At 39.6% G+C, this 25,247-nt stretch carries 26 protein-coding genes; 12 read left to right on the forward strand and 14 right to left on the reverse strand.

What is annotated here, in order from left to right; translation table 11 throughout:
• Positions 1–15 precede the first annotated feature (15 nt).
• The 5 genes from J2Y37_RS07570 to J2Y37_RS07590 all read left to right on the forward strand — a co-directional run bounded on the left by J2Y37_RS07570 (position 16) and on the right by J2Y37_RS07590 (position 5,188).
• Positions 16–1,251, forward strand: a complete 1,236-nt coding sequence (locus tag J2Y37_RS07570) for a lipoprotein-releasing ABC transporter permease subunit (RefSeq protein ID WP_349032433.1) — start codon at positions 16–18, stop codon at positions 1,249–1,251.
• Positions 1,244–1,930, forward strand: coding sequence for a lipoprotein-releasing ABC transporter ATP-binding protein LolD (gene lolD, locus J2Y37_RS07575; RefSeq protein WP_349032434.1), 687 nt, complete (start codon positions 1,244–1,246; stop codon positions 1,928–1,930). Before J2Y37_RS07570 ends, lolD begins: the two co-directional genes overlap by 8 nt.
• Positions 1,931–2,002: 72 nt before the next feature.
• Positions 2,003–2,260, forward strand: coding sequence for a hypothetical protein (locus tag J2Y37_RS07580; RefSeq protein WP_004668943.1), 258 nt, complete (start codon positions 2,003–2,005; stop codon positions 2,258–2,260).
• Positions 2,257–2,670 (forward strand): type II toxin-antitoxin system VapC family toxin, encoded by a 414-nt coding sequence (locus J2Y37_RS07585; protein WP_004668942.1) that lies wholly within the window; start codon positions 2,257–2,259, stop codon positions 2,668–2,670. The genes J2Y37_RS07580 and J2Y37_RS07585 overlap by 4 nt, the downstream gene beginning before the upstream one ends.
• 91 nt (positions 2,671–2,761) lie before the next feature.
• A complete protein-coding gene (locus tag J2Y37_RS07590; RefSeq protein ID WP_349032435.1) occupies positions 2,762–5,188 on the forward strand; it encodes a DNA internalization-related competence protein ComEC/Rec2 in 2,427 nt (808 codons plus the stop codon).
• A gap of 1 nt (position 5,189) precedes the next feature.
• Here J2Y37_RS07590 and J2Y37_RS07595 read toward each other — a convergent pair whose 3' ends face one another.
• Positions 5,190–6,143: a lysophospholipid acyltransferase family protein gene (locus tag J2Y37_RS07595; RefSeq protein ID WP_349032436.1), complete on the reverse strand. Its 954-nt coding sequence runs from the start codon at positions 6,141–6,143 to the stop codon at positions 5,190–5,192.
• A 136-nt stretch (positions 6,144–6,279) separates the two neighbouring features.
• Here J2Y37_RS07595 and sppA point away from each other — a divergent pair, with 136 nt between their 5' ends.
• Both sppA and J2Y37_RS07605 read left to right on the forward strand, forming a co-directional pair.
• Positions 6,280–7,317, forward strand: coding sequence for a signal peptide peptidase SppA (sppA, locus tag J2Y37_RS07600; RefSeq protein ID WP_005195750.1), 1,038 nt, complete (start codon positions 6,280–6,282; stop codon positions 7,315–7,317).
• A gap of 146 nt (positions 7,318–7,463) precedes the next feature.
• Complete coding sequence (locus J2Y37_RS07605) at positions 7,464–8,258, forward strand: alpha/beta hydrolase (protein ID WP_349032437.1); 795 nt, start codon at positions 7,464–7,466, stop codon at positions 8,256–8,258.
• 58 nt (positions 8,259–8,316) lie between these two features.
• Here the strand turns inward: J2Y37_RS07605 and purN are convergent, their stop codons facing one another.
• Together purN and purM are read right to left on the reverse strand one after the other, a co-directional pair.
• Positions 8,317–8,955 (reverse strand): phosphoribosylglycinamide formyltransferase, encoded by a 639-nt coding sequence (gene purN, locus J2Y37_RS07610; RefSeq protein ID WP_349032438.1) that lies wholly within the window; start codon positions 8,953–8,955, stop codon positions 8,317–8,319.
• A complete protein-coding gene (gene purM, locus J2Y37_RS07615; protein WP_004668934.1) occupies positions 8,955–10,025 on the reverse strand; it encodes a phosphoribosylformylglycinamidine cyclo-ligase in 1,071 nt (356 codons plus the stop codon). Before purM ends, purN begins: the two co-directional genes overlap by 1 nt.
• Positions 10,026–10,158: 133 nt before the next feature.
• Between purM and cxpE the strand changes: the two genes are divergently transcribed.
• The 4 genes from cxpE to J2Y37_RS07635 all read left to right on the forward strand — a co-directional run bounded on the left by cxpE (position 10,159) and on the right by J2Y37_RS07635 (position 16,505).
• Complete coding sequence (cxpE, locus tag J2Y37_RS07620; protein WP_349032439.1) at positions 10,159–11,355, forward strand: chloramphenicol efflux transporter CxpE; 1,197 nt, start codon at positions 10,159–10,161, stop codon at positions 11,353–11,355.
• Between the two features lie 20 nt (positions 11,356–11,375).
• On the forward strand, positions 11,376–12,074 hold the full coding sequence (locus tag J2Y37_RS07625; protein ID WP_005195758.1) for a DnaA/Hda family protein: 699 nt from the start codon (positions 11,376–11,378) through the stop codon (positions 12,072–12,074).
• A gap of 112 nt (positions 12,075–12,186) precedes the next feature.
• A complete protein-coding gene (gene rbtA / locus J2Y37_RS07630; RefSeq protein WP_349032440.1) occupies positions 12,187–14,061 on the forward strand; it encodes a rhombotarget A in 1,875 nt (624 codons plus the stop codon).
• 14 nt (positions 14,062–14,075) lie between these two features.
• The gene (locus tag J2Y37_RS07635) at positions 14,076–16,505 is read left to right on the forward strand and encodes a CSLREA domain-containing protein (RefSeq protein WP_349032441.1); all 2,430 of its coding nucleotides are present in this window, start codon (positions 14,076–14,078) and stop codon (positions 16,503–16,505) included.
• An 80-nt stretch (positions 16,506–16,585) separates the two neighbouring features.
• Here the strand turns inward: J2Y37_RS07635 and J2Y37_RS07640 are convergent, their stop codons facing one another.
• The 5 genes from J2Y37_RS07640 to J2Y37_RS07660 all read right to left on the reverse strand — a co-directional run bounded on the left by J2Y37_RS07640 (position 16,586) and on the right by J2Y37_RS07660 (position 19,861).
• Positions 16,586–16,975 (reverse strand): DUF3106 domain-containing protein, encoded by a 390-nt coding sequence (locus J2Y37_RS07640; RefSeq protein WP_349032442.1) that lies wholly within the window; start codon positions 16,973–16,975, stop codon positions 16,586–16,588.
• Entirely contained in the window at positions 16,965–17,291 is a 327-nt protein-coding gene (locus tag J2Y37_RS07645) for a hypothetical protein (protein ID WP_004668927.1), read from the reverse strand. The genes J2Y37_RS07640 and J2Y37_RS07645 overlap by 11 nt, the downstream gene beginning before the upstream one ends.
• Positions 17,284–17,895: an RNA polymerase sigma factor gene (locus J2Y37_RS07650; RefSeq protein ID WP_349032532.1), complete on the reverse strand. Its 612-nt coding sequence runs from the start codon at positions 17,893–17,895 to the stop codon at positions 17,284–17,286. Before J2Y37_RS07650 ends, J2Y37_RS07645 begins: the two co-directional genes overlap by 8 nt.
• 157 nt (positions 17,896–18,052) lie before the next feature.
• Entirely contained in the window at positions 18,053–18,829 is a 777-nt protein-coding gene (locus J2Y37_RS07655) for an RNA methyltransferase (protein WP_349032443.1), read from the reverse strand.
• Positions 18,830–18,889: 60 nt separating this feature from the next.
• A complete protein-coding gene (locus J2Y37_RS07660) occupies positions 18,890–19,861 on the reverse strand; it encodes a class 1 fructose-bisphosphatase (RefSeq protein ID WP_349032444.1) in 972 nt (323 codons plus the stop codon).
• Between the two features lie 175 nt (positions 19,862–20,036).
• Here J2Y37_RS07660 and J2Y37_RS07665 point away from each other — a divergent pair, with 175 nt between their 5' ends.
• Positions 20,037–20,228, forward strand: a complete 192-nt coding sequence (locus tag J2Y37_RS07665) for an NF038105 family protein (protein ID WP_349032445.1) — start codon at positions 20,037–20,039, stop codon at positions 20,226–20,228.
• A 41-nt stretch (positions 20,229–20,269) separates the two neighbouring features.
• Here J2Y37_RS07665 and pal read toward each other — a convergent pair whose 3' ends face one another.
• The 6 genes from pal to ybgC all read right to left on the reverse strand — a co-directional run bounded on the left by pal (position 20,270) and on the right by ybgC (position 25,246).
• On the reverse strand, positions 20,270–20,833 hold the full coding sequence (pal, locus tag J2Y37_RS07670) for a peptidoglycan-associated lipoprotein Pal (protein WP_005195772.1): 564 nt from the start codon (positions 20,831–20,833) through the stop codon (positions 20,270–20,272).
• A gap of 40 nt (positions 20,834–20,873) precedes the next feature.
• Positions 20,874–22,157: a Tol-Pal system beta propeller repeat protein TolB gene (gene tolB / locus J2Y37_RS07675; RefSeq protein ID WP_004668921.1), complete on the reverse strand. Its 1,284-nt coding sequence runs from the start codon at positions 22,155–22,157 to the stop codon at positions 20,874–20,876.
• A 99-nt stretch (positions 22,158–22,256) separates the two neighbouring features.
• Positions 22,257–23,660 carry a cell envelope integrity protein TolA gene (gene tolA / locus J2Y37_RS07680; RefSeq protein WP_349032446.1) on the reverse strand — a complete coding sequence of 468 codons (1,404 nt, stop codon included), beginning with the start codon at positions 23,658–23,660 and terminating at the stop codon, positions 22,257–22,259.
• Positions 23,661–23,663: 3 nt separating this feature from the next.
• Positions 23,664–24,116: a protein TolR gene (tolR, locus tag J2Y37_RS07685; protein ID WP_349032447.1), complete on the reverse strand. Its 453-nt coding sequence runs from the start codon at positions 24,114–24,116 to the stop codon at positions 23,664–23,666.
• Complete coding sequence (tolQ, locus tag J2Y37_RS07690; protein WP_004668917.1) at positions 24,116–24,814, reverse strand: protein TolQ; 699 nt, start codon at positions 24,812–24,814, stop codon at positions 24,116–24,118. Before tolQ ends, tolR begins: the two co-directional genes overlap by 1 nt.
• A gap of 18 nt (positions 24,815–24,832) precedes the next feature.
• Positions 24,833–25,246, reverse strand: a complete 414-nt coding sequence (gene ybgC, locus J2Y37_RS07695; protein ID WP_004668915.1) for a tol-pal system-associated acyl-CoA thioesterase — start codon at positions 25,244–25,246, stop codon at positions 24,833–24,835.
• Between the last annotated feature and the right edge of the window lies 1 nt (position 25,247).

The raw sequence follows: 25,247 nt of genomic DNA on the forward strand, positions 1-25,247 counted from the left end.
CTCGGACTAAATGGTATGTTTAAGCCAATTTCGCTGTATATAGGGTTGAGATACACTCGCGCTCGGCGAAGTAATCATTTTATTTCTTTTATTGCCTTGGTTTCCATGATTGGTTTAACCCTAGGCGTGGCTGTCCTCATTACAGTGTTGTCTGTGATGAATGGTTTTGATCGCGAATTAAAAACGCGTGTTCTTGGAATGGTACCACAAGCCACTGTTTCTTCTACTCAAATTTTAACAGATTGGCCTGAGCTTGTAAAAAAAGTTGAGACTCATCCACAGGTTACAGGTGTCGCACCATTTACCCAATTACAGGGAATGTTGACTGCTCATGGGCAGGTCGCAGGCATTATGGTGACGGGGATTGAACCTGAATATGAGAAAAAGGTTTCAATCATCCAAGATCATATGGTCACTGGGGATTTAAACGCTTTACAAAAGGGTGAGTTCGGTATTGTTCTAGGTAAGGACATGACTGATGCGCTTGGTCTAGGATTAAATGACAATGTAACCTTGGTTTTACCTGAAGCAACGCCATCTCCTGCGGGGGTTGTACCTCGTTTTAAACGATTTAAGATTGTGGGTATTTTTAGTATTGGGGCAGAAGTTGATTCAATGGTCGGTTATATCGCATTGAATGATGCTTCAACTTTATTGCGTCTGCCAGATGGGGCACAGGGTGTTCGCTTAAAGTTAGATAATATTTTTGCAGCACCAAAAGTGGCAAATGAAATTGTGAGTGAATTACCAAGCAATTTTTATGCATCGAACTGGACCTATACCCATGGCAATTTATTTAATGCCATTCAAATGGAAAAAACGCTGGTTGGCTTATTACTATTTCTGATTATTGTGGTGGCTGCATTTAACATTGTGTCATCGTTAGTAATGGTGGTTACCGATAAAAAATCAGATATTGCAATTTTGCGAACATTAGGCGCTTCGCCTTCCATGATCACCAAAATTTTTATGGTGCAAGGGACGGTGATTGGTGTGATTGGAACGATTGCAGGTACGATTTTAGGTGTGACTTTAGCATTGACCATTAGTGACATCATTTCTTGGTTGAATACGGTGCTTGGTCTGAACTTATTCGATGCTTATTTTGTACATTACCTTCCTTCTTATCTCAGATGGCAAGATGTGGCTGTGATTGTCTCTGTTTCATTGGTCTTGAGTTTCTTGGCAACGATTTACCCTGCATTACGTGCAGCTAAAGTTCAACCTGCTGAGGCGTTACGTTATGAGTAAGATTGTCTTAGAAGCCAACGATATTTATAAGCATTTTGATGATGGTAAAAGTAAAGTCGAAGTGATTAAAGGCTTGTCGTTACAAGTGAAGGCGGGTGAGTTCGTCTCGATTGTTGGTTCGAGTGGTTCAGGTAAAAGTACGCTGCTGCATGTGTTAGGTGGTTTGGAACAACCAACACAAGGTCAAGTGTTTTTACAAGGTCAGCGTTTTGATAACTTGGGCGAAGCAGAGCGTGGTTTTAAACGAAATCAGTATTTAGGTTTTGTTTATCAGTTCCATCATTTGTTACCTGAGTTCTCTGCTTTAGAGAATGTGGCAATGCCGTTAATGTTGCGTTCAAACGTTCAGTATAAATCAGCCAAAGCTCAGGCCGAGTATTTACTTGATCGAGTGGGCTTATCTCATCGTATGGACCATCAACCAGGTGAGTTATCGGGTGGTGAACGCCAACGTGTGGCATTGGCACGCTCACTCGTCACTAAACCTGCTGTGGTGCTGGCAGACGAGCCTACGGGTAATTTAGATCGCAAAACTGCCCTGAGTGTTTTTGAGTTGCTGACTGACTTAAAAAAAGAACTCAATATGGCAATGCTGATCGTCACCCATGATGAGCAATTGGCACAATCTGCGGATTCTATTTTGCATATGCAAGATGGGTTGTGGATCAACGAAAAATAGGTTTTTTATACACCATTGCTTTTTGTGCTATCATTATACAAAAGTGTAAGCATTGAAAGCAGTGGGGTGTAAATGATGGCAAACTTAACCATAAGAAATGTTCCTGATTCAGTACATCGTGCGTTAAAAATGAGAGCAGCCCAACATGGACGTAGTGCAGAGGCTGAAATTCGTTCTATTTTAGAAAATGCAGTTAAATCAACCCAAGCTATAGGCTTGGGCGATCAATTGGCTTTGCTCGCACAATCGCAAGGATTGAGCAATGCTGATGTGGAATCATTAGAACAAACACGGAATGTGATGCCAGCCCAACCGTTGGAGTTCTTATGATTGTTTTAGATACCAATATTATTTCTGAAATGATGAAACCTGAACCTAATCCAACGGTTCGAACATGGTTAAATGAACAGGTCATCGAAACTTTATATCTTTCTAGTGTTACCATAGCAGAGTTGCAGTTTGGGATAGGCGTGCTTGCGGAAGGACGGAGAAAACAGGCATTGACCAGTCTGCTTGCTCAAATTGTTCCTTTATTTGAGCAGCGTATCTTGGCATTTGATTTTACGGCTGCGGAACATTATGCAAAATTAGCAGTTGAGGCGAGATTGGCTGGGAAAGGGTTTCCAACGCCTGATGGTTATATCGCTGCGATTGCGTCTAGTCGAGGTTTTATGATTGCAACAAGAGATATTGCACCATTTAAAGCAGTTGGTTTAGCCGTCATTAATCCATTTGAATGATTTAAAATTATTTTATGAAATCTCTTGTTAAGGCCCTGAAAAAGGGCTTTAATTTTGCATCTAGAAAAATCAAAAACTTAATTAAAAACTGATGTTAAAAATTATTTTATTGGGGTGGATTGCTGGTATTGCATTCATGGGGAAAACGTTCCCTTTCATTACTGCGACATGGTGGATTTGGTGTCTCGTTGCGTTCAGTTTTTTAAGTCTAGTTTTTTATAAAAAACATCTCTATTTTCATCGTCCACTGTACAAGGCTTTGGTTTTAATCAGTGCGACATGGGCATTATTTTGTACAGGTGGCTATTTTGCTGATTCCGCTTTGGAGCAGCGACTTAAGTTTCGAGAACTTGAAAAACAGTCATTTGAGGCGATTGTTTATATTAAAAAGATTGATGAACTGAGTGATGATGGGCAGAAACAAATCGCTGAAGTGCTCAATCGGTATCCTCAGCCTGTTGATTGGTTCTTTTACTTAAAGAAATATAAAGACTCACCCAACGCTGAGTCTGAGCTGAAACTTGGACACTATTATCGCGTATATGGCGAAATTCGACCTGCCCATAGTTATGCCGTTGCAGGGGCATTTGATCAAGAAAAATGGTTCTTACAACAAAATGTGATGTCTGCATTTTCAGTCAAGCAGATTCAGCCGATTACAACGGATGAAGTTTATCGTTTAGGCTACCCACAACATTTGAAGCAACAACAAGGTATTCAAGCTCGCTTTTTACTCCGTGTGGAAATGAAACGTCTAGCATTTCGGCAGATGTTACAAGCTTCGAACTTACAGCACAAAGGTTTGCTCTTGGCTTTATTGACTGGTGATGAAAGTCTTTTGTCGAATGCATTAAAACGACAGTTTCAACAACTTGGGATTTCACATTTATTGGCGATTTCTGGGCCGCATGTTTTGATTTTTGCTTTGATGTTGACTTGGTTGTTGCGGAAAATAGTGCAACGTTATTATCCACACTTATATCTCAAACAGCCTCGGCAATTGTTGTTGCTGTTGCCCTTTGTGTCGAGTGTTCTGCTGTATGTGGCTTTTGTTGGTTTTGAAATACCAGCCATGAGAACACTATTAACAGTGACGATTGCCAGTATCTTTCTTATATTCAGGCAATCGATTCAACCTTTGGCGATATTGGTTTATAGCGCCAGTTTATTATTGATTTATGATCCATTTAGTATTCTTTCTGCTGCATTTTGGCTGTCTTATGGCGCTTGCTTTATTCTGCTGAGGATTTATCAAAGCATCGTGCAATTACCCAAAGATCAAGTAGCGACTCCCACGCAGAAAATGCGTATGGCAGGCAAGGTCTTAATCGAATCACAATGGAAAATCTTTGTCGCTTTACTGCCTCTGGTTTTAATTTTCTTTCAGCAAGTGTCATGGCTTGCACCACTAACGAATTTGATCGCCATTCCATTATTGAGTGGCATCATTGTGCCCTTAGATATTATCGCCGCTTGTCTTTGGCTGCTGATCCCAATATTGGGGGGATTATTATTTCAGCTCAATGATCTGTTTTTATCGCTTTTGATGTCGATATTGAATGCTTTACAACATATTTCCCCAGATTTATATGGTGTCAGTTATACCCCTTGGGCAATCGTGAGTTTGATCTTCGGTATTTTCATTTTGTTTTTACCAAGAGGAACGGTCCCAAAAGTTTGGGCATTGCTGTGTTTCTTGCCAATATTGCTTGGCGTAAAGGCTCAACCGATTGTGTTGAATGTATTGGATGTCGGGCAGGGACAAGCGATTTTATTACAGCATCCGCAACACACCTTAATGATTGATACGGGTGGTTCGTTTGATGAAAGCAAATTCAGCTTAGGCGAGCGGGTTGTGATTCCATTTTTACGTCAGCAGGGCATACGCCAACTTGATCAAGTGATTTTGTCGCATCTCGATCAGGATCATAGTGGTGCATTTAGCTCGATTCAAAAAGCATTTCCCATCGGGCAGGTTCAGTCAAATGAACGTGGGGATAAGCTTCCTTTTAATGACAATTTTTCTTTATGCCATCAAGGTCAAAAATGGACATATCCAAATCTGAAGATTGAGGTTTTATTTCCTCATGCTGAGGAATTGGTTTATGCCAAGCAACAAAAAAATGAATATTCCTGTGTGATATACCTGCAGTTTCTTCATGCGCAGCCGTATCAAAATTTTCTGATTATGGGGGATGCCGGCTGGGAAACCGAATATAAACTGTTGCAACAATATCCCGATTTAAAGGTGGATGTTTTAGTCCTAGGTCATCATGGCAGTAAGCATAGTTCAGCTTATGATTTTTTAGCGCACATTCAACCAAAATTGGCGATTGCTTCAGCAGGGTTAAACAATCGCTATGGTCATCCGAGTCAAGAAGTATTAAAGCGTTTACATGCCTTAAATATTCCATTGCTTAATACTGCGCAAGCAGGAACACTCAGCTTTGTTTTTGACAAAGGAATGGTGCAACTGAAACAACAGCGCCAGCAAGTAAAATGGTTAGAGCGAGAATAGCCTAAGCATTTTCTTGCGATGTTTGCAATCGGACTTCTGCGACGCGTGTTAAAGCTTCCGTCTCATCAATATCGTATATTTTCTTTAAGGCTTTATTGGCACTAAAACGCTTATAGCTCCAATGATAATGCGCAGGGTGACGTTTAATTAATTGTTCTAAAGTTTGATGAATAATGAGTGTGCCATCTTCGGCATGACCCGCATAAATCTGAGGGTTGATGGGTTCAATATACATATCAAAACCATCTTGATCATTACGCACAGCATAAATGAAGAGGGCTTTCGCTTTGGTCTTCTGAATAAGTTTGGCGCTGAGACTACTTGATGCTAAGGGAATACCAAAATAATTGACCATTTCTCCGCCATGATCAGGGGTATGATCAGGCAAAATTGCGGTTGTTCCGCCTTGCTTTAAGGCTTTAAAGACCTGTCGAACGCCACTTTCATCTGTGGGCACGAGATTGGCTTGTTCACGGCTTCGTGCATCCCGTACAAAACGATCCGCATCAGGGTTTTTGACCGGTTTATATAAAATCGTCATCTGAGTGTATTTTGATAACCAAGAATTCATCACTTCCCATGTGCCAAAGTGGGGGATGACTAAAACCAGTCCCTTTTTTTCTGCTAAAGCTTCATGAAAATAATGTTCACCGTGTATGTTGTGAATACGCTGAATATTTTTAGCATTAGATGCTCCCCAAATACTGATAAATTCAAAGTAAGAGGTGATCTCATTCCGAATGGCTTGCTTGGTGAGCTGTTGTCTTTCTGAGTCTGGTAGGTCAGGAAACGCGATTTTTAAGTTTAGTTGTATGATTTTTGAGATCTTAGAGAGTTGGAAAGTATTGACCAACATTGCCACCAAGCGTGCAAAAAAACGCCCTAATTGAATCGGTTGGCGACTAATTAGCTTAAGCAAATGATAACTAGAGTGAGATGAATTGGGTTGGGTCATGTATCAAAGATTCAAAAATTACAAGATAAAAGTATAATGTAAAAAATAATTATAAGTTAAAACAAGTTAATTAAACAGTTTTGCATAAATCAGCGTATATAATAAAGCCACTTTAAAATTATTGGATTGGAGTCTTATGTCCGATTGGCCACCAAAACCACAAAATGAATCTACAAATAGTAATTCTCCAAATAGTAACAATGTGACAGGCAAAGAATGGCAAATTTTAGAAAAAGCTGTTTTGGCTTCTGTCGAAGAACAGCGCCGTAGTCGTCGTTGGAGTATCTTTTTTAAATGTTTAGGCTTTGCTTATCTGCTGATTGTCTTGATTGCAATGAGTAAGAGTTGTACCACCTCAACCACAAAATCAACCACCAATATCAGCAGTGATCATTTGGCTGTTGTTGATATTATCGGTACGATCGACTCCTCTAGTGGTTCATCTACAGTAAACAGTGATGATACCAATAAGGCGCTTAAGCGTGCATTTGAGGCGAGTGGTAGTAAAGCTGTTGCTTTGAATATTAACTCTCCAGGTGGTTCGCCAGTACAGTCAGATGAAATTTGGCAAGAAATTCGCTATCTGAAAAAGCAACATCCAGATAAAAAAGTCTATGCGGTGATTGGTGATATGGGTGCTTCAGGTGCTTATTATATTGCTTCTGCTGCGGACGAAATTATTGTCAATCCATCAAGCTTAGTTGGTTCGATTGGTGTGATTATGCCGAATTACGGTTTAAGTGGTTTGACCCAAAAACTGGGGATCGAAGACCGCACCATGACCTCGGGTAGCAACAAAGATATTCTCAGTATGACCAAACCTCTTGATCCTGCACAAAAGCAACATGTGCAATCTGTGTTGGATAATGTGCATGGACACTTTATTAATGCAGTAAAAGAAGGGCGTGGTAAGCGTTTGAAATCGAATGATCCGGCTATTTTCTCGGGTTTATTCTGGACGGGTGAACAAGCCATTACTCTGGGTGTTGCAGATCGTAGTGGTAGTTTAACGACATTGATGCGAGATCTTAAGGTAGAGCAAAAAGTTGATTATACGGTACAGCGTAATCCTTTCGAATCTATTTTAGGGCGTATGGGCGCAAAGATCGGTGAGGGAATCAGTAGTTCACTTGCGGATCAGTTGCAAACCAGTCAAAACGCAAAAATACAATAACAATCGACATAAAATCTTTAAATTCAGGGCTGTAAGGATTTACGGTCCTGAGTTTTTTTAAAAATTACTCTTCAGTTCTTCTTCTTGTATTGCGACACGGTTTGAGAGGAAGATAATTTATCGATTAATAAACTTAAAAGACTGTCATGAAACCTATTATTCATTTTGCCCATGCCAATGGTGTCCCATCTAAAGTTTATCAAAAGCTGTTTGATCAATTGAAAGATCAATACGACATTATCTATGTCGCTGAGATTGGAACAGACAAGCGTTATCCAATCACACATGGTTGGACACATTTGGTTGATCAAGTGATTGATAGCATTGTGCAACAGGCTCAAGGACGAAAAGTGATTGGTTTAGGACATTCTTTAGGTTCAGTCTTGACTTTGATGGCTGCTTACCGTCGTCCAGAGTTATTCTCACAAGTGATTATGTTGGATCCACCATTGATCATTGGTAAAGCTTCGTTTGTTTTTCATCTTGCTAAAATCTTTAAACCTAAATTGGTGGATCGAATTACACCCGCGGGCTTGTCGGTACGTCGCCGTGATCATTGGGAGTCTCGTGAGCAAGCGGCAGAGCTGTTGGGTTCAAGAGGTTTTTATCAACACTTTAATGCTGATTGTTTTCAAGCCTATATTGATCATGCATTAAGCAATGATCCTCAGCGAGGTGGAGTGACTTTAACGATTCCAAAAGCGGATGAAGTTGCATTATTTAGAACCACACCATCGATGTGGTGGTTGCCTATGCCAAAACCGCCTGTTCCTGTGCACTTGGTGGTTGGAAGTGATAGCGTTTTCTTAAAAGAGAAATTCCCGCAAGTGGCTCAAAAGAAATTAGGCATTCCTTTTTCTGTAGTTGATGGCGGGCATATGTTCCCATTGGAGCATCCATTGGAAACGGTAGAAAAGATTAAAATTTTGATTGAATTATGAGGCTCGGTTTAATCGATCAAAGATAAAAAAACACATCCGAAGATGTGTTTTTTTAGTATCAAAACTGAGCAAATTGAATTGGCTGTTTTAAAGGTTTTTGATTGAAATAAGCTTGACCGTTTTCGCAAGAGAGCTGACCATTACACAACCATTGTACGACTTGAGGATAGATGAAATGCTCAAGTTCATGTACACGTTGCGCTAAGCTTTCTGCTGTATCATTTAAACCGACTTGAATGACGGATTGAGCAATGCTCTGTCCAGCATCAAGTTCCGCGGTTACAAAGTGAACTGTACACCCATGTAAGCGATCACCTGTATTTAACACACGTTGATGTGTGTTAATTCCTTTATAAAAAGGAAGCAGAGAAGGGTGGATATTTAACATCTTGCCTTGCCATTTGCTGACAAAATTAGGCGTTAAAATACGCATAAAGCCTGCAAGAATGACCAAATCCACCTGCCATACAAGCAGTTGTTGATGCATGGCTTCATCAAAGCCTTCTCGATTTGGAAAGTCTTTGTGAGAAATGACAGCAGTTGCGATGTTGGCATCTTTTGCACGATGTAGTGCATAAGCATCCGCTTTGTTGGACAGAACACCAATGATTTTTCCTGAAAATTGATGCCCAGTTTGGGCATCAATCAGGGCTTGTAAGTTGCTACCGTTACCGGAGACAAGTACCGCAATTCTCATTATGCAAAGATCACGCGAATTTTTTCGTCTGCGCCTTCAACTGATTCAGCATTTTCTTGGATATGACCAATTTTCCAAGCTTTTTCGCCTTGAGCATTTAAGATTTCAATTGTTTTTTCTGCTTCGCTCGCATCAACTGCAATGACCATACCTACGCCACAGTTAAAGGTACGATACATTTCAAAGCGTTCTACATTGCCTTCACGTTGTAGCAATTGGAATAACTCAGACCATTCCCAGCTTGATTCATTAATCACGGCTTGAGCGCCATTTGGTAGTACGCGAGGTAAGTTACCTGGTAAACCACCGCCTGTAATATGCGCCATTGCATGAACGTCAACTTGTTTGCAAAGTTCAAGTACAGGTTTAACGTAGATACGTGTAGGTTCCATTGCGACATCTGCAAGTGGACGACCATCAACGATTTGGGTTAAATCAACGTTTTTCACATCTAAGATTTTACGCAATAATGAGTAGCCGTTTGAATGTGCACCACTTGATGCAACACCGATAAGCACATCACCAGCTTTGACTTTAGTGCCATCAATAATTTTGCTGTGCTCAACTACACCCACTGCAAAACCAGCGAGATCGTAATCTTCGCCTTCATACATACCTGGCATTTCAGCAGTTTCGCCGCCAACCAGCGCACAACCAGCCAGTTCACAACCCTTACCAATACCCGTCACTACATCTGCTGCAACGTCGACATTCAAATGACCTGTTGCATAGTAATCAAGGAAGAATAATGGTTCAGCGCCACACACTAGTAGATCATTGACACACATTGCGACAAGATCTTGACCAATTGTATCGTGGCGATTGAGGTTAAGTGCTAAACGTAATTTTGTACCTACACCGTCAGTTCCTGAAACCAATACAGGTTCTTCATAACCTTTTGGAATTTTGCAAAGTGCGCCAAAACCACCTAGACCACCCATGACTTCCGGGCGAGTGGTGCGTTTAGCGACAGATTTGATACGATCGACCAATGCGTCGCCCGCTTCAATATCGACGCCTGCATCTTTGTAGCTTAAGCTTGTGTTTAAGGTAGAGGTTGAGTTGCTCATAATGAAGTCTCCGCATTGGCGGCAGATTATAACCTGAATATACGAAACTCTTATGTTATTTATGCTCGAAAATGCTATCTTTATTAAAAATTATTTCCATTTATAACGATTACACGAACAAAGGTTAAATTTTATGCAAGATCTGGTTCTCCGCCGTATCTTTATCCTCGCTGGGTTAGCATTGTTGATTTGGGTAATTTATTTACTCAAACCGATTGTCATTCCTTTCGTCGCTGCTTTTTTTATTGCATATCTATTTAGCCCACTGGTTGATGTTTTAGTTAAGATTAAATTGCCGCGTTGGCTGGCGATCAGTGTTGTGTTTATCGGTATCGGTGTGACTTTAACCGTCGTGTTATGGTTTCTTGTTCCACTTGTTTGGAAGCAATTGATGTATGCGCGGGATAGTATTCCTGCGGGAATTCATTGGATTAATGCAATCTTTTTACCTTGGCTTTCTGAAACTTTTGATTTGGTGCCAATGGAACTTGATACCGACCAAATCTCTAAAGTCGTTATGGAATATGTTCAAACCAATTACAGTTCGGATAGTGTTCAAACATTTGCGTTACGTCTCGCTCAATCTGGTTTGAACTTTATTCAGTTGGGTGGGCTTATTGTCCTAATTCCAGTCATTTCTTTCTACTTTTTACTGGATTGGAACAGAATGCTGCAAAGCTTCCGTCGTTTGATTCCACGTCCTTATGAAGCATCAACTTTAACCATTATTCGTGAATGCCACAGCGTATTAGGCGCTTTTGTGAAAGGGCAATTTTTGGTTATGTTGTTGTTAGGGATTATTTATGCAGTTGGATTACAGTTAATTGGTTTAGAAGTCGGTCTAATTATTGGCATGATTGCGGGTTTGGCCAGTATTATTCCTTATTTAGGATTTGCTGTTGGTATTATCGCTGCCGTAATCGCATCGTTATTTCAATTCGGTTTGGATTGGGTGCATCTACTTTTGGTGGGTGGCGTATTCTTGTTTGGTCAAATGGTAGAAGGATACGTACTACAACCCTTTCTATTGGGTGATAAAATTGGTTTATCTCCAGTCGCTGTTGTATTCGCAGTTCTCGCAGGGGCACAACTTGCAGGCTTTCTTGGAATGTTGATTGCGTTACCTGTGGCTGCGGTAATTGTTGTTTTGCTAAGACATGCACGGGATAACTATATAAAAAGTCGCTTGTATGGTTTGCCAACTGAAATAGTGGCTATAGACGGGGGAGCTCAACATATTAGTGTGGAAACTGAGCAGGTCGCACTTGATATTGAAATAAAAAACTCTCAAGATACAGAGACTTCAAACCCTAATGATGGCTCCAAATAAGCGGGGAAAAAATTAAATCTATGCGTCAACTGCAATTGGATATTGAACCACAACTTGATGCCCGAATCAGTGATTTTTCGGGGCCAGGTTGGGGACCTATGGTTGATGCAGTGCGACAATTACATGCAGGTTTGGTTAACCGATTTTATGTTTACGGTGGAGCAGGTACAGGCAAGAGCCATTTATTATCTGCAATTTGTGATTCTTATTTAGAATTGGGTCGCCCAGCAATCAAAGTCTCTTTGTTAGAATTATTGGATGCGCCGATTGAAGCAATTACCTCATTAGAGTTTTATGATTTGGTCGCATTAGATGATATTGAGGCGATCAGTGGTGTTCCTCATTGGCAAAAAGCTGTTTTTCATTTGATGAATAACCATGAAGGGCAACTGGTATTTTCTTCACGGTCAGCCCCGATAGAATTGCGGTTGGAACTCCCTGACTTGCAATCAAGATTGACTCAAGCCGTCAGTGTTAAAGTTCCGAGCGGAAGTTCATTTATAGATCGACAAGCGCTGTTGCAATCGGTGATGACGCGACGAGGAATTCATTTTGATCAACAAATTGTGGATTACTTATTGCAAAACGGACCTCATCAAGCTTCGATCTTGTTACAGACGCTCGCGCAGCTTGAAAAAATGTTAAAAGGCGAAAGAACCAAACTCTCTAATACCACCATCAAGCAGATTTACGCATTAATAGACGAATATCGCCAATAGCATAAACTACTTGAGTAATTACGAGAGCTATGACAAAGTACGCACAAAGGATGTGATTGCGAAATTTGGATTTTGCAATATTAAGAAAAATGAAAAATAGAAGGAGAACGGTATGTTCAAGCGGACGCTTGCCTGTGCTTTATTTGCGATTACTGGACATGTATATGCTGCAGATATTCAAGTTACAACATTAGTTGATGAAGACAAGGATGATGCCGTTTGCTCATTGCGTGAAGCTGTATTTTTTTTAAATAATCGAACTAAACCAGAATATGAAAATGGCTACAAAGGATGTGGCAATAAGGATTCTAGCTCAACTATTCTTTTAAAACGCGATCAAGAATATAAATTAAACTCTCCAATTGAAATTAAAGTAGCAATGACGATCTCGACTCAGGCTAGTACTGATTTTGGTAATAAAACTAGAGGTTTAAATAATGCTACGATTAGTGTTAAAGGGCAGCATCGTTTATTTGATATTTATGATGGTAGTATTGAGAATGCTTTAGTTATTGTTAACTTGTTTGACCTAGATCTTAAGGGTTCAGCAAATAAAATAAATAGTAATGGTGGTCTAATTTTGAATCGAGAGGATTTAAGAATAGAATATTCACGTCTAATCAATGGAAATGCAATTAGCGGTGGTGCAATTTATAATGCAGGTATCCTATCAGATACAGATGCTAAAAAAACTGCTGGTAGAATTACGATTTTTAATAGTTTATTAGAAAATAATAAAGCAGAGCAAGGTGCTGTTATATATAGTGAAATGCCACTTTACTCTATTAATCAGTCTGTTGTTCGTGATAATGAGGTTACATCAACGAGTAGTAACGGAGCAATTTTATATTCCCAAACTGGATTTACAGATGAGACTACACCAGTAGTTTTAACTAATCGTATTTCTGGTCTGCGTAATACAACAGTATTTAATAATAAAGGTGGTTATGTAGTTAATATTCGTGAGGGAATGATATTAAATAATATTACAATGATAAAAAATTCTGGTGGTTTATACTTGGAAGCACCAAAATGGAAGTCAACAGTAACAGAGGGTGATAAAATAACTATAAAAGAAAATACTAGTGCTTTTATTGCTAATAGTATTATCACTGCAAATAATAAAAACTGTGTAGCGAGTTCAACGGATGCATCGGTTGTTCAAAGTAATTTAACTGAAACAGATTGTAATTTAAATGCACCGGCTGAAAGACCAAATTTCCTTATTGGTAGTCAGAAATTGTTAGCTGGGTCTGAAGTAGAAGGCAAGTGTGATTTACCTCCAAAAGACGGCTTATTATGCCCTTATTTTACACCTGAAAAACAAATGCTTGGTTATTTTAAGCCACGATTACTAATGTCTTATGCTCAGTTATCTGATTCTCTAATTGTTAATAAAGGTCGTATTTATAGTGATGGTAGTTCTGTAGGCTTGGCTACCTGTGAGAGGTTCGATCAAAGAGGCAAAGAAAGAAGTATTTATCAGGAGTTGTGTGACCTAGGAACAGTCGAAATTATAATCAATAGAGATGAAATCTCAATTGCAGGTAAAGATATTAAATTTCAAGAAATTGCTAAATTTAGTTTAGCAGATAGTCTATTAGATGGTGAATTATTAGATCCTGCCTCATGTGAGAATATTTTAGGTAAAAGAAGTGATGGATCTGCATGGCAAGCTGGTTGCTTAGAGATAGTTCAGACAGAAACACCATCAAAAGGTAAGCTTACTTTAGATCAAGAAGGTAATGTTACTTATATTCCCAATGGAAATTGGCATGGAGCAGATAAATTTAACTTACGCGTAATGACGACTACAACTAGGTTCAATGATGTGTCAAATTACTATATTCAAATTCCGACGACGATCTTTCAAGAGCCATCAACTAATTTCCCTAGTAAAACAGTAAATGTGAGTGGTGGAAGTGTTGGAATTAGTGCAATTTTCATGTTGTTTGGTTTAATAGGATTACGTCGTTTTAAGTCATAATCAAGGATGATGAGATGAAAAATTATAAAAAAGCATTATTAGTATCAGTCGTTATAACGAGTATGTCTTTGATTGCTGCTACCAATAATGATGCGATTATAGTAACTACTTTCGTTGATGAAGATGATGAAAATCCTAATGCATGCTCCCTAAGAGAAGCCATACGTACAGCAGAATTACGTAAATCTTATGGTGGGTGTTCAATTGGTAATATCGATATCAATAAAGAAAAAAAAATTCAGTTAGACGAAGGTGTATATATATTAGATAGGGAGTTAGTACCTAAAGTTGATTTGACTATCATGGGGAAGTTACCTGTTGATTGGGAGAAGAAGAATGTATTAACAAATGCATATCCTGCTCGAACCGATTTAAAAACAACTATACGGGCCAGAAATAATACACGGTTGTTTAATACAACAGTGTCAAATACAAAATTAGCACTAAATAATTTGGTCTTAAGTGATGGACAAACAACGGATCGTGGTGGAGCAATTTATGCCGGTTCGGATGTTAAATTAGAAAACACTAAAATCTTAAATTCAAAAGCTGCTGTAAGTGGTGGAGCTGTTTTTCTAGCTGGTCCATCTGCTTCTCTTGAGGTTAATAATTCTCTAATACAGTTTAATAATTCACCAAAGGGTAGTGTCGTAGCGATGACATGCTTTAATGATAATTTATACCCTAAGCGCGATATAAAAATTAATTCTAGTAGTATTATTGGGAATGGTAACTTACAATCTCTAAGTATGTTTGAGTTTTGTGGTGAACCTGGTGTTTCGTTGAATACAAATACAATTACAGGTAATCAGGCTAGCCTCAATAATGGTAATCTAATCAAATTTACTGGAGATACACTTTCAGGTTCTGCTTCCCAGAATAATCCAAGTATATTAAGCGATGGTTCTATATTTTTATTAAAAAGCAATACAATCGTTAGTAATGCCGCCAAAACAATATTTTTATATGATAAGTTAGGTTATAAGGAACTTGGATTCAATCTTATTGCATTTAATGATGGAGGGTATGCTTGTAGATATTTGCTTGGAGAAGCAAAAGTAGAAGAGAACACTGGTTTGGTTTTAGATTACAATGCATTATCACTTAGTGGGACAAAAAAATGTGATTTACCAGAAAAATTACTTGGTGAAAAGAATACTAATATAAGTGTTGATCACATTGGTAATATTGGTACTCTTTTAAGCCCCTTACAAAAGGCTTCAGAAGAAAATAACTTCTTACCTTTATTTTATCCGAAGAATAATCTTCTTATTAATGTAAAACATGAAGATGATATTAAATGTAGCTTACAAGATCAGCGTGGATTATCTAGATTAGTTGACGGAACTTTATATTTTAATCCAGATGCGAGAAATAGCTGTGATATAGGTTCGGTTGAATTAAAGACACTGACAGCGGGTGATATTATTGATTTATCTAACACATCCCTCAGTCTTTTAATAGAAGGATATAAACTCCAAGTTACACGTTATGAAAATCTAATAAAAAATCCAGATGATCCCAATTTGGTTACATCTGATAAAGAGTTTCTTGAGATTTATAAAAATCTTTTGAAAACTACACAAGATGCTATGCAATATCGCACAATATTTGTAGATTTAAGAAGGTATAGCTTACCAATTCCTGAAGATATTCAACAAATGGATGGTAGTCATCGATTACAATTTTTTGATGATAAAAATTATCAGGTGGAGGTTGAAACTTTAGGAAAGGGAATAATTGAGGAACAAGTTTATAATGTTAAAGCAGATCCAAATCTTGTTTGTGAATGGAATAAGGAACTTCAACAATTCTTAATTTATAGGAAAGACGATGAGATTACTCAGGCCGGTGATAAGGTTTTCTGTAAATATACTATTAAATCAAATATTACTGGTACAACTTCTTCTGGACTAATCAAAGCTGCATTTGTAAACACTCCACCAATTGCAAAAGATACTACGGTTACTTTGAAGTATCTTGAAAATCAAAAAGTAACGTTAGATTTACTAGATTTTGCAAGTGATGAAGGGGATACAGGTGAAAGCCGTAAGGGGCCGATAAACAACCCGAATAAACCTCAGTTCTGGAGAAATGCAGATGGTATAGAGTTGCCGATTCGTTTATCTAATGTGTCGAGTAATTTAATCATTACCGCTGATCGTGAAGGGAAATGTCCTGCTCCTGATCAACAAGAAAAGTGTGTGGGTGGAAATATTTATATTAAAGAAGCAAATTCTTTTAATCCATTTAACTTTGCATTTAATTATCAGGTATATGATGCTGATGCAAGCATATCAAATCTCGCTACTGTTAAGGTGATCAGTACAGCGACTACCACGGATGACTCACGTAAAGCTAGTCATGGCGGAGGCGGTAGTACGGGTATCCTTTCTTTATTTGGTTTGTTGGGCTTGCTTGCTTATCGTCGTTTAAGAAAATAGATTAAGACCAAAAAATAGCGCCTATCGATGGCGCTATTTTTTGGGATTGATTTTATATTTTGTTAATAGAGATCATTTTATTAATATTCAGCGTACTTGGTTAAGTATTCTTCTCTGATGTTTACACGTTCTTCTAAGCTGGCGTTTTGCATACGTTTACGTAATGTAGTTCGTTCTTGTGTACTCATCTTTTGCCATACATCACGCATTTTTTGTTTTTCATCATCAGGTAATTGTGTAAACCATTCCATCCGTTGTTGCAGTTGCGAACTTTGATCGGTTGGAATTTCTTTTAAAGTTTGATAGCGTTGAATAAGAACTTTTTGTTCTTCTGGGGATAAATCATCCCACGCTTCTTCAGTCGTTGCTTTGATTGGCTTTGAAAATGGCCAAAAACGTTCTGAACCAGCAAAACTGGTTTGTAATAAACTTAATGTACACACAACAAGTGCTAATCGTTTAGCTGCCATGTCTGACCTTATCCTCACCCAAGACCATTAACATTTCCATGTCTTCTACCATTTGTGGTGAAAGTTTTGGATTGATAACAACTTGATTTTGTGGTTTATCTGCTAATTCTATAGAGTTCGGTAAAACCACAATTCCCGTAATGGCTGCGGCTAATGCAAAGCCACCCATTTTCCAAATACTATAGTAGGACGTTGATTTTTTTTGAACCTTATCCAAAACCTGATTCATCACTAACATTTTATTGTGATGTTGTGCTTTCTCAAGCTGATCAAGTTTGGAAGTCACTTGTTTGGTGAACTCATCTTTATTATTCATCTGATGATCCTCCCGTGTGTGGATTTAAATGCGCTAACGTAACTTTAAGCCCTTGAATCGCACGGTGGTAATGTGTTTTGACACTGCCTTCGCTGCAATCCATAATCTGGGCTGTGGTCATCGTATCGAAACCTTCCCAGGCCCTTAGCATAAATGCTTGTTGTTGACGAACAGGGAGTTGATGAATCGCGTTTTGAATCTCTTCCATCGTGACTGCTTGATTCAGAAATTCGAATGGATTTGGTGTGGATTCATCTACGATATCAATGACTTCTTCATCGTCATCTAAATTCATTTTTTTAAATAAAGAAAATGGATTTGCGCGACGTGCTTCTTTGCGTCTCCAATCTTGTAATTTGTTATTTAAAATCGTATAGAACAGTGGATACCATTCTTCAGTATTTTTTTCGGCATAGGATTTATGTAAAGAGATAAATGCCTCTTGTACTAAATCCATGGCAATGCCTTGTTGGCCTTGAGTTGCACTTTCCATCATGACCAACGCACGACCTGTCACGTCTTGCATAAAAAAACGAAGACGTTGTTCAACCGTACTACAATCAGTACTGTTGTCAGTTCGAGCCTGTTTCGGTGCTAAATCCATAGAGATGGAAAATCCTGTCATGGATACCCACCATTATTCTCAATTCATTAATCATATAACGTTGAAAATGGCGGGTGCGTTGACAACTGAAGCAATTATTTTTGTAGTGTAATTGATTTCAGCATCAAAAAAATCGGCTTTAATGTAATTTAACGTTTTATTGGCGCTGACGAACCATTTCAAAAAAGCAAACTGAACCTGCGATAGCAACATTCAAAGATTCTTGTCCACCGGGTTGAGGAATCGCTACAGCTTGGGCATGTTCTAAAGCGTAGTCACTGGCACCTTGTCCTTCGTTGCCTAATATCCAAACACAGGCTTGGGTTAAATCTTGTGAGTATAAGCTTGTGGAGCGATGTGAACTGGTGACAAAAACAGGGATTTCAAATTGTGAAAGAATGTCCTTGAGTTCAATATTTTCAAAACAGCTCAAACTAAAGTGTGCACCCATGCCTGCACGTAAGACACGTGGTGACCAGAGTGATGCTGAGCCTTGAGTACAGATAATTTGTTGGATGTTGGCTGCTGCGGCTGAACGTAAAAGTGTTCCGACATTGCCTGGATCTTGAACATTTTCAAGAATGAGTGTGTCTTTACTAAAGTCAATATCTTGTGAATTTTGAGGTATATCAATAATCGCTAAACAAGGCAGCGTCGTTTCTAAAATACTCAAATCTTTATATAAAGACTCGCTAATGACAAAGACATGACCAGGATATTGGTCAATGATTTTCTCTAAATCGGGGTGTTCTAATGCTTTTTCAGTGGTAAATAAAGACGCGATTTTATTTTGTTGTTGCAACCATGCAAGACAAAGATGGATGCCTTCTAGAACGGTTTGCTGATTTTTTTTTCGAGCACTATTGAGTTCAATCAGCCCACGCAAATGTTTGATTTTTGCATTGTCTTTTGATTCTAGAAAAATAAGTGACATAAAATAAACATCCAAAAGGGCAGTATAAGTTGATTATAATGCCCTGATAATTAAAAGTAATTAATGATAACTTGTGACGCGTTCAACTTCATTTTTTGAACCAATAATCACGGGCACACGTTGGTGTAATTCCGTTGGTTGAATTTCCATAATACGCACACGTCCTGTTGTTGATGCACCGCCAGCTTGTTCAATCAACATACTCATCGGGTTTGCCTCATACATTAAACGTAAACGGCCCGCTTTTTTCGGGTCTTTCAAATCGTAAGGGTAGAGGAAAATACCGCCGCGACATAAAATACGATGGATATCGCCGACCATACATGCAACCCAACGCATATTGAAGTCTTTTTCACGGACTGAGGTTTTCCCAGCGAGAAGTTCATCAATATAACGTTTTACAGGATTTTCCCAATGACGTTGGTTGGATGCATTAATTGCAAATTCTTGAGTATCTGCTGAAACTTGAACTTGTTCAGTCGTTAACAAGAATGTTTGAGTTGTTGGATCAAATGTAAAGAATGCGACTCCAGCACCGATAGTGAGTGCTAACATCGTTGATGGGCCATAGAGTACATAGCCTGCAGCAACTTGTTCGGTACCTGCTTGCATAAAGTCAACAGATTGAGTCACTGCATTTTTAGCAGGTAAGATAGAGAAAATCGTACCGACACACATATTAATGTCGATGTTGCTTGAACCATCTAAAGGGTCAAACAAAACAAGATATTTTCCATTTTCTTGGGCAGGGGTGAAATCGTCTAATTCTTCAGATGCTAGACCGCCGACCTGAGGGTGAACTTTTAAAGCATCAATTAAATAATCATTAGAGATCACGTCTAGTTTTTTTTGCGTTTCACCTTGAACATTTTCGTTGCCAGCACTACCTAGAATTCCAGCTAAAGCGCCTTTTTGAAGTGCTAGATCAATCGTCTGACATGTCGCTGCAATTGTTTCGATGACTTGTGCCAACTCTGGAGTCAAATTCCCATTTTGTTGTTCTAGGTATTGGGTCAAGCTGAGGTTTGACATATTAAATAGCTCCGATTTAGCAGCGTCAAAATAGATGAAAATGAATGTGGCTATTCTAGATGAGAACGCTCAAAAATAAAAATTATCTTACTTTATTTATGTTGCTTTTATGATTACAAGCATGCCATTACATGCTATGTTGGACGGATAATAGACAGGATGTTTGGAGATTAAAATGTCAACCAAAAATTTTGAAGCGACACCGACCGATAGCGAAGCAATCAGCTTAGAGAAAATTTCTAAAGAAAGTGTGAAGGATGCTTGGAAAGCTTACGAAGCTAAACCTGAATATAAGGAATTTAATAAGCATGATTTGATTGAGTCAATGCAACCAGTGGAAACAGACGATACCAAATCACAAACATAAAAAATGCTCACATGATGTGAGCATTTTTTATTGCAATGTGTTTATTTCAATAATGGTGGAACTGCTTCATAGTTAATTTCTACACGGCGGTTTTCTTTCCATGCAGCTTCGTTATGACCTGCATTTACTGGTGCTTCTTTACCATAACTTACAGCCTCAAGTTGCTGTGGGCTTACACCATTGGTGACCAAAAAGCTTTCAACTGCTTTGGCACGACGTTCACCTAGTGCCATGTTGTATTCACGTGTACCACGTTCATCCGTATGTCCAGTAAGTGCAACACGTGAGTTTGCATTGGCGATTAGAAATTGAGCATGCGCTTGTAGTGTTTGGTAATCTTCATTTGATAGATCACTACTATCAAAACCAAAATGTACAACACGTTTAGCTAAGAATGCTTTGTTGGCAGCGGTTACGCCTTTAGATGATGCACCCGCTAAGTTTTGAGCGTTTAATGCGGCATCTTCACTTAAACCTTCAGTACTGACAGTCGTACCAGTAGGTGTGTTTCCAGCAGTAATGTCAGTCGCTGGTTTACGGCTTGCACAACCAGTAAATACAAGCGTCGCTGCAATGAGGGGAAGGGTTAGGTATTTCATATTCATGTGATTCTCCAATAGATCCGATTTCTTCAATAGATTAAAGTTATTTTGGTGCCCAAGCGGGTTCACGGACTTCACCTTGCTCGCTTGGTAGATTCATACGGAAACGACCATCAGTAGACATGATCGACAATAAACCTCGATTGCCCTCACGGGTCGCATAAACAACCATTTGACCATTCGGTGAGAAGCTTGGTGATTCATCTAAACTGGTTGGGGTTAAAATATTGGTGATGCCTGTATTAATATCTTGAAGGGCAACTTTATAATTGCTACCGCTAGGGCGATGTACTAAAGCAATCTTTTTGCCATCGGCACTTAGCGTACCGCGTGCATTGAAAGCGCCTCTGAATGTCAAACGTCTAACAGAATTATCAGCAAAGGTGTAGCGATAAATCTGTGGAGAACCACCACGATCAGAGGTGAAAATAAATGATTTACCATCTGGTGCATAGCGTGCTTCAGTATCAATCGCAGTATCGTTAGTCATACGTTGTACTTGGCGTGTATTCAGATTCATTTGATAGATTTCTGGATTGCCATGCATTGATGCGGTGAAGAGCATAGATCGACCATCTGGAGAGAAGCTTGGTGCTCCATTTAGTCCTCTAAAACTTGCTAAGACTTCACGTTGACCTGTCGCTAAATCTTGGAGATAAATCGCAGGACGTTTGGTTTCAAATGAAACATAAGCAATTTTTTTAGCGTCAGGTGTCCACGTTGGGGAAAGTATTGGATCACGTGATGCCAATACTGTTTTCGGTTGCTCACCATCGGTATCTGCAACTTGCAATGTGTAGCGTTGAGCAGGAGTTGCTTGGTTACGCAATACATAAGCGATGCGCCCACTAAAATCTCCAGCAATGCCCGTCAAGGCTTGATAGATTGCATCACTGATCATGTGTCCAGCTTGGCGAACACGTCCCGCAGGTACTGTTAAAACTTCATTGAGTAAGTATTGTTGCTTTTGGACATCGTAGAGTTGATAGTGAATTTCAAAGGTATTGGCATTAATGGCTTTACTTTGACCAACAACAACGTATGGAACGCCAGCATTTTGCCAATCACCAGCCTGAATCTGATTCATACTTGCTGTTGCTGGCAGATTTTTTGAGGCGCTGGTAAAGCGACCAGAACGGTTTAAATCATTTTCAACAATCGGGTAGATCGCAGAGTCATTTGTAAATGGCACGATTGCGATTTTAGGTGCTTTTTCGGGTGCTTTTGCAATTTCTAGGTGAAGTTGAGCAAAAGCTGTTACAGGAATAGCGGCACTAATCGCAGTGAAAACTGCGATGGCGATGAGATGCTTACGAGTCTTTTCCATATTTAAAATTACTTGCTTTCGTGTTTTTGTGGCTGTTGATTATTTAACATAGTTACATGCTTTGTGCTATTAAAAGCATGTAACGTTAACTATTTATTACTATTTCGCTGTGAAACTCGAAGTAAAGCTTCTTGCTTCTCGACGAGCGTCAGGATCTTCAGGCATTGGGTAGGGGGCAGCAGCTCGTACAGCGGCTTCTACACTTGCTTTTACGTCAGGGTCACTTGCATTAACAATGACAGATAAAACGGCACCACTATCACTGAGTGTTACACGAGCTGTAGCTTTTTGTCCTGACGACCCTGTTGGTAAGTTCCAAGCACGCTCAATTTTATTGGTGAAATCTCGCTTAGCTGTTGAAGCAATACGTCTAGATTCAGCTTTTTTCTGTGCGGCTTCTTGTTCAGCCTGTTTTGCAGCAGCAGCTTTCGCGTCTGCATCAGCTTTTGCCTTGGCATCTGCGTCGGCCTTACGTTTCGCATCTGCGTCAGCTTTCGCCTTAGCGTCTGCATCAGCTTTACGTTTCGCATCTGCATCGGCTTTTGCCTTAGCATCAGCGTCAGCTTTGCGTTTCGCATCTGCATCGGCTTTTGCCTTAGCATCAGCGTCAGCTTTGCGTTTCGCATCTGCGTCAGCTTTACGTTTCGCATCTGCATCGGCTCTGCGTTTTGCATCTGCGTCAGCTTTACGTTTAGCATCAGCATCGGCTTTTGCCTTAGCGTCTGCATCGGCCTTACGTTTCGCATCAGCATCGGCTTTTGCCTTAGCGTCTGCATCGGCCTTACGTTTCGCATCTGCGTCGGCTTTTGCCTTAGCGTCTGCATCAGCTTTGCGTTTCGCGTCTGCATCGGCCTTACGTTTGGCCTCAGCGTCGGCTCTGCGTTTTGCATCTGCGTCGGCTTTTGCCTTAGCGTCTGCATCAGCTTTGCGTTTCGCGTCTGCATCGGCTCTGCGTTTTGCATCAGCCTCGGCTTTTGCCTTAGCGTCAGCGTCGGCCTTACGTTTTGCATCTGCGTCAGCTTTTGCCTTAGCATCAGCGTCAGCTCTGCGTTTTGCATCTGCATCGGCTTTTGCCCGAGCTTCTGCATCAGCTTTGCGTTTCGCGTCTGCATCGACTTGTTTGGCTTTACTTGCTTCATCAGCCTGACGTTTTTGCTCTGCTAATTTTTCTTGTTGTGCTTGTTCAGCTTTTTGCTTTTCAGCAGCAAGCTGTTGTTCAGTCGGTTGTGATGGTGTTGCAGGTAAATTTTGTGGCAATGTATCGTCGACAATAGGCGCTTGAATTTCTTCAGCTTGGTTCTCGGCTGTTGTTTCAGAGTCTATTTGTTTTGGTAAATCTTCGGGTTTTACCAAAGTAGTCGTCAACTTTTTAGGTTGCTCAAGTGGTTTGCTCATACCCAAATACAATAAGCCAACAATAGCCACGACATGAACACCGAGTGTAAAACCCAGTGCAATCGCATTTTGTTTTTGTTGATAAGGTGGCTTTTGAAATTTTTTCATAGCTTATTTTAACGGCTCTGTCAGTAAGCCCACTTGGGTTAAACCTGCATCTTGTAAACTTGCCATGAGTTCAATGACATCCCCATAAGGACGTGTTTTATGACCACTGACTAAGACGGTAAGCATTTTATTTTCTTGCTCAGCTTTTGTTTGAGCAGCGCTCAAAACTTGCTCTAGCTCTGCTAAAGATACTGGTTGATCATCTTTATGATCTTGAAATTGCAAATATATATTGCCATTTTCTCCCAGTGTGACCATTGCAGGCATATCTTTGGATTCGATAGGAGGTGTGTTTGCTTGAGGCAAGTCAACTTTAATGCCACTAGTGATCATGGGTGCTGTGACCATAAAAATAACCAACAGCACGAGCATGACATCAATATAAGGAACGACATTCATATCACTTTTAAGTGGTTTTTTGATGCGCTCAAAACGTCCAGATCGTTGAATCGCCATTATGCATCTTCCTGAGTCGTTCCAACAGATTGGCGTTGTAACAGGGCAACCATTTCTTCTGCAAATAAAGCACGATCTGTATAAATTGCTTCACCTTTAGCAGTAAAGTGGTTAAATGCCAGTACAGCAGGGATCGCAGCAAATAAACCAATCGCTGTCGCAATGAGTGCTTCTGCAATACCTGGTGCAACAGTTGCCAACGTTACTTGATCGACTGCGGCTAGACCAATAAAAGCATTCATGATGCCCCAAACAGTACCAAATAAACCAATATATGGGGCAACAGAACCGATACTTGCAAGTACACCTAAACTTTGTTCTAAGTGACCTTGTTCACGACTTAAACCGACACGAAGAATACGTTCGGTTCCATCAATGGTTTGTGTGGTGTCGGCTTTGCGTTTTTTTAGTTTAAAAAACTCAGCTAAACCTTGATAAAAAATATCTTCCAAACCATGACGTTTTGAGTTGAGTTGAGCATTATTGTAAAGCGTATTTAACTCGGCACCTGACCAAAACATTTTTTGAAAATGTTCATCGGCTTGTCCTGTTTTTTTATAGCTCATATGTAGTTTCGCAATCACATACCAGCTATAAATAGAAGCAAATAACAAGATCAGCATGACCAGTTGTACAACAGGGCTTGCTTGTAAAATAAGGTCGGAAATATGCATTGAAGAGTCTAAATTAGTTGCCATAAGTTCAGTGCCAAAAGTTTATTTTTCGTCCTGTGCTAATTCTTTTTGAATCAGATCACGAATTTCGTCAGGAAGTCTACGTGGCATTAACTCTTTGTTGAGACATGCCAACACAACCTCACCTGAAGCCAGCAAGATTTCACCACGATAAATATTTTGTTGCAACACAAAAGATGCCGCTTTACACGAAATAACACGTGCTGTAACGGTAATCAAATCATCCATTAATATAGGACGTACATATTTGACCTGAATTTGATGTACCACGAAGTTGTAGTCTTGTTGATGCCAGTAGTGATCTACGCCTGCTGCACGTAGCCATTCAGTACGGGCGCGCTCCATAAAACGGATATGATTGGCATGGTAAACAATACCGCCTGCGTCAGTGTCTTCGATATATACACGGATATTGAATTCGAAATGATTTGCCATG

Source organism: Acinetobacter sp. 3657, from assembly GCF_031456775.1.
In the GTDB taxonomy this organism is placed as follows: domain Bacteria; phylum Pseudomonadota; class Gammaproteobacteria; order Pseudomonadales; family Moraxellaceae; genus Acinetobacter.

Coding starts and splice junctions, on each gene's coding strand:
- cxpE (WP_349032439.1), top strand. CDS start 10,159: ATGCAAGATCTGGTTCTCCGCCGTATCTTTATCCTCGCTGGGTTAGCA.
- purM (WP_004668934.1), bottom strand. CDS start 10,025: ATGAGCAACTCAACCTCTACCTTAAACACAAGCTTAAGCTACAAAGAT.
- J2Y37_RS07645 (WP_004668927.1), bottom strand. CDS start 17,291: ATGAATAATAAAGATGAGTTCACCAAACAAGTGACTTCCAAACTTGAT.
- J2Y37_RS07595 (WP_349032436.1), bottom strand. CDS start 6,143: ATGACCCAACCCAATTCATCTCACTCTAGTTATCATTTGCTTAAGCTA.
- ybgC (WP_004668915.1), bottom strand. CDS start 25,246: ATGGCAAATCATTTCGAATTCAATATCCGTGTATATATCGAAGACACT.
- tolA (WP_349032446.1), bottom strand. CDS start 23,660: ATGAAAAAATTTCAAAAGCCACCTTATCAACAAAAACAAAATGCGATT.
- pal (WP_005195772.1), bottom strand. CDS start 20,833: ATGAATATGAAATACCTAACCCTTCCCCTCATTGCAGCGACGCTTGTA.
- tolQ (WP_004668917.1), bottom strand. CDS start 24,814: ATGGCAACTAATTTAGACTCTTCAATGCATATTTCCGACCTTATTTTA.
- J2Y37_RS07570 (WP_349032433.1), top strand. CDS start 16: ATGTTTAAGCCAATTTCGCTGTATATAGGGTTGAGATACACTCGCGCT.
- J2Y37_RS07590 (WP_349032435.1), top strand. CDS start 2,762: ATGTTAAAAATTATTTTATTGGGGTGGATTGCTGGTATTGCATTCATG.
- rbtA (WP_349032440.1), top strand. CDS start 12,187: ATGTTCAAGCGGACGCTTGCCTGTGCTTTATTTGCGATTACTGGACAT.
- J2Y37_RS07640 (WP_349032442.1), bottom strand. CDS start 16,975: ATGGCAGCTAAACGATTAGCACTTGTTGTGTGTACATTAAGTTTATTA.
- J2Y37_RS07635 (WP_349032441.1), top strand. CDS start 14,076: ATGAAAAATTATAAAAAAGCATTATTAGTATCAGTCGTTATAACGAGT.
- J2Y37_RS07655 (WP_349032443.1), bottom strand. CDS start 18,829: ATGTCACTTATTTTTCTAGAATCAAAAGACAATGCAAAAATCAAACAT.
- sppA (WP_005195750.1), top strand. CDS start 6,280: ATGTCCGATTGGCCACCAAAACCACAAAATGAATCTACAAATAGTAAT.
- J2Y37_RS07585 (WP_004668942.1), top strand. CDS start 2,257: ATGATTGTTTTAGATACCAATATTATTTCTGAAATGATGAAACCTGAA.
- J2Y37_RS07625 (WP_005195758.1), top strand. CDS start 11,376: ATGCGTCAACTGCAATTGGATATTGAACCACAACTTGATGCCCGAATC.
- J2Y37_RS07665 (WP_349032445.1), top strand. CDS start 20,037: ATGTCAACCAAAAATTTTGAAGCGACACCGACCGATAGCGAAGCAATC.
- tolR (WP_349032447.1), bottom strand. CDS start 24,116: ATGGCGATTCAACGATCTGGACGTTTTGAGCGCATCAAAAAACCACTT.
- J2Y37_RS07650 (WP_349032532.1), bottom strand. CDS start 17,895: ATGGATTTAGCACCGAAACAGGCTCGAACTGACAACAGTACTGATTGT.
- J2Y37_RS07605 (WP_349032437.1), top strand. CDS start 7,464: ATGAAACCTATTATTCATTTTGCCCATGCCAATGGTGTCCCATCTAAA.
- tolB (WP_004668921.1), bottom strand. CDS start 22,157: ATGGAAAAGACTCGTAAGCATCTCATCGCCATCGCAGTTTTCACTGCG.
- J2Y37_RS07660 (WP_349032444.1), bottom strand. CDS start 19,861: ATGTCAAACCTCAGCTTGACCCAATACCTAGAACAACAAAATGGGAAT.
- J2Y37_RS07580 (WP_004668943.1), top strand. CDS start 2,003: ATGATGGCAAACTTAACCATAAGAAATGTTCCTGATTCAGTACATCGT.
- lolD (WP_349032434.1), top strand. CDS start 1,244: ATGAGTAAGATTGTCTTAGAAGCCAACGATATTTATAAGCATTTTGAT.
- purN (WP_349032438.1), bottom strand. CDS start 8,955: ATGAGAATTGCGGTACTTGTCTCCGGTAACGGTAGCAACTTACAAGCC.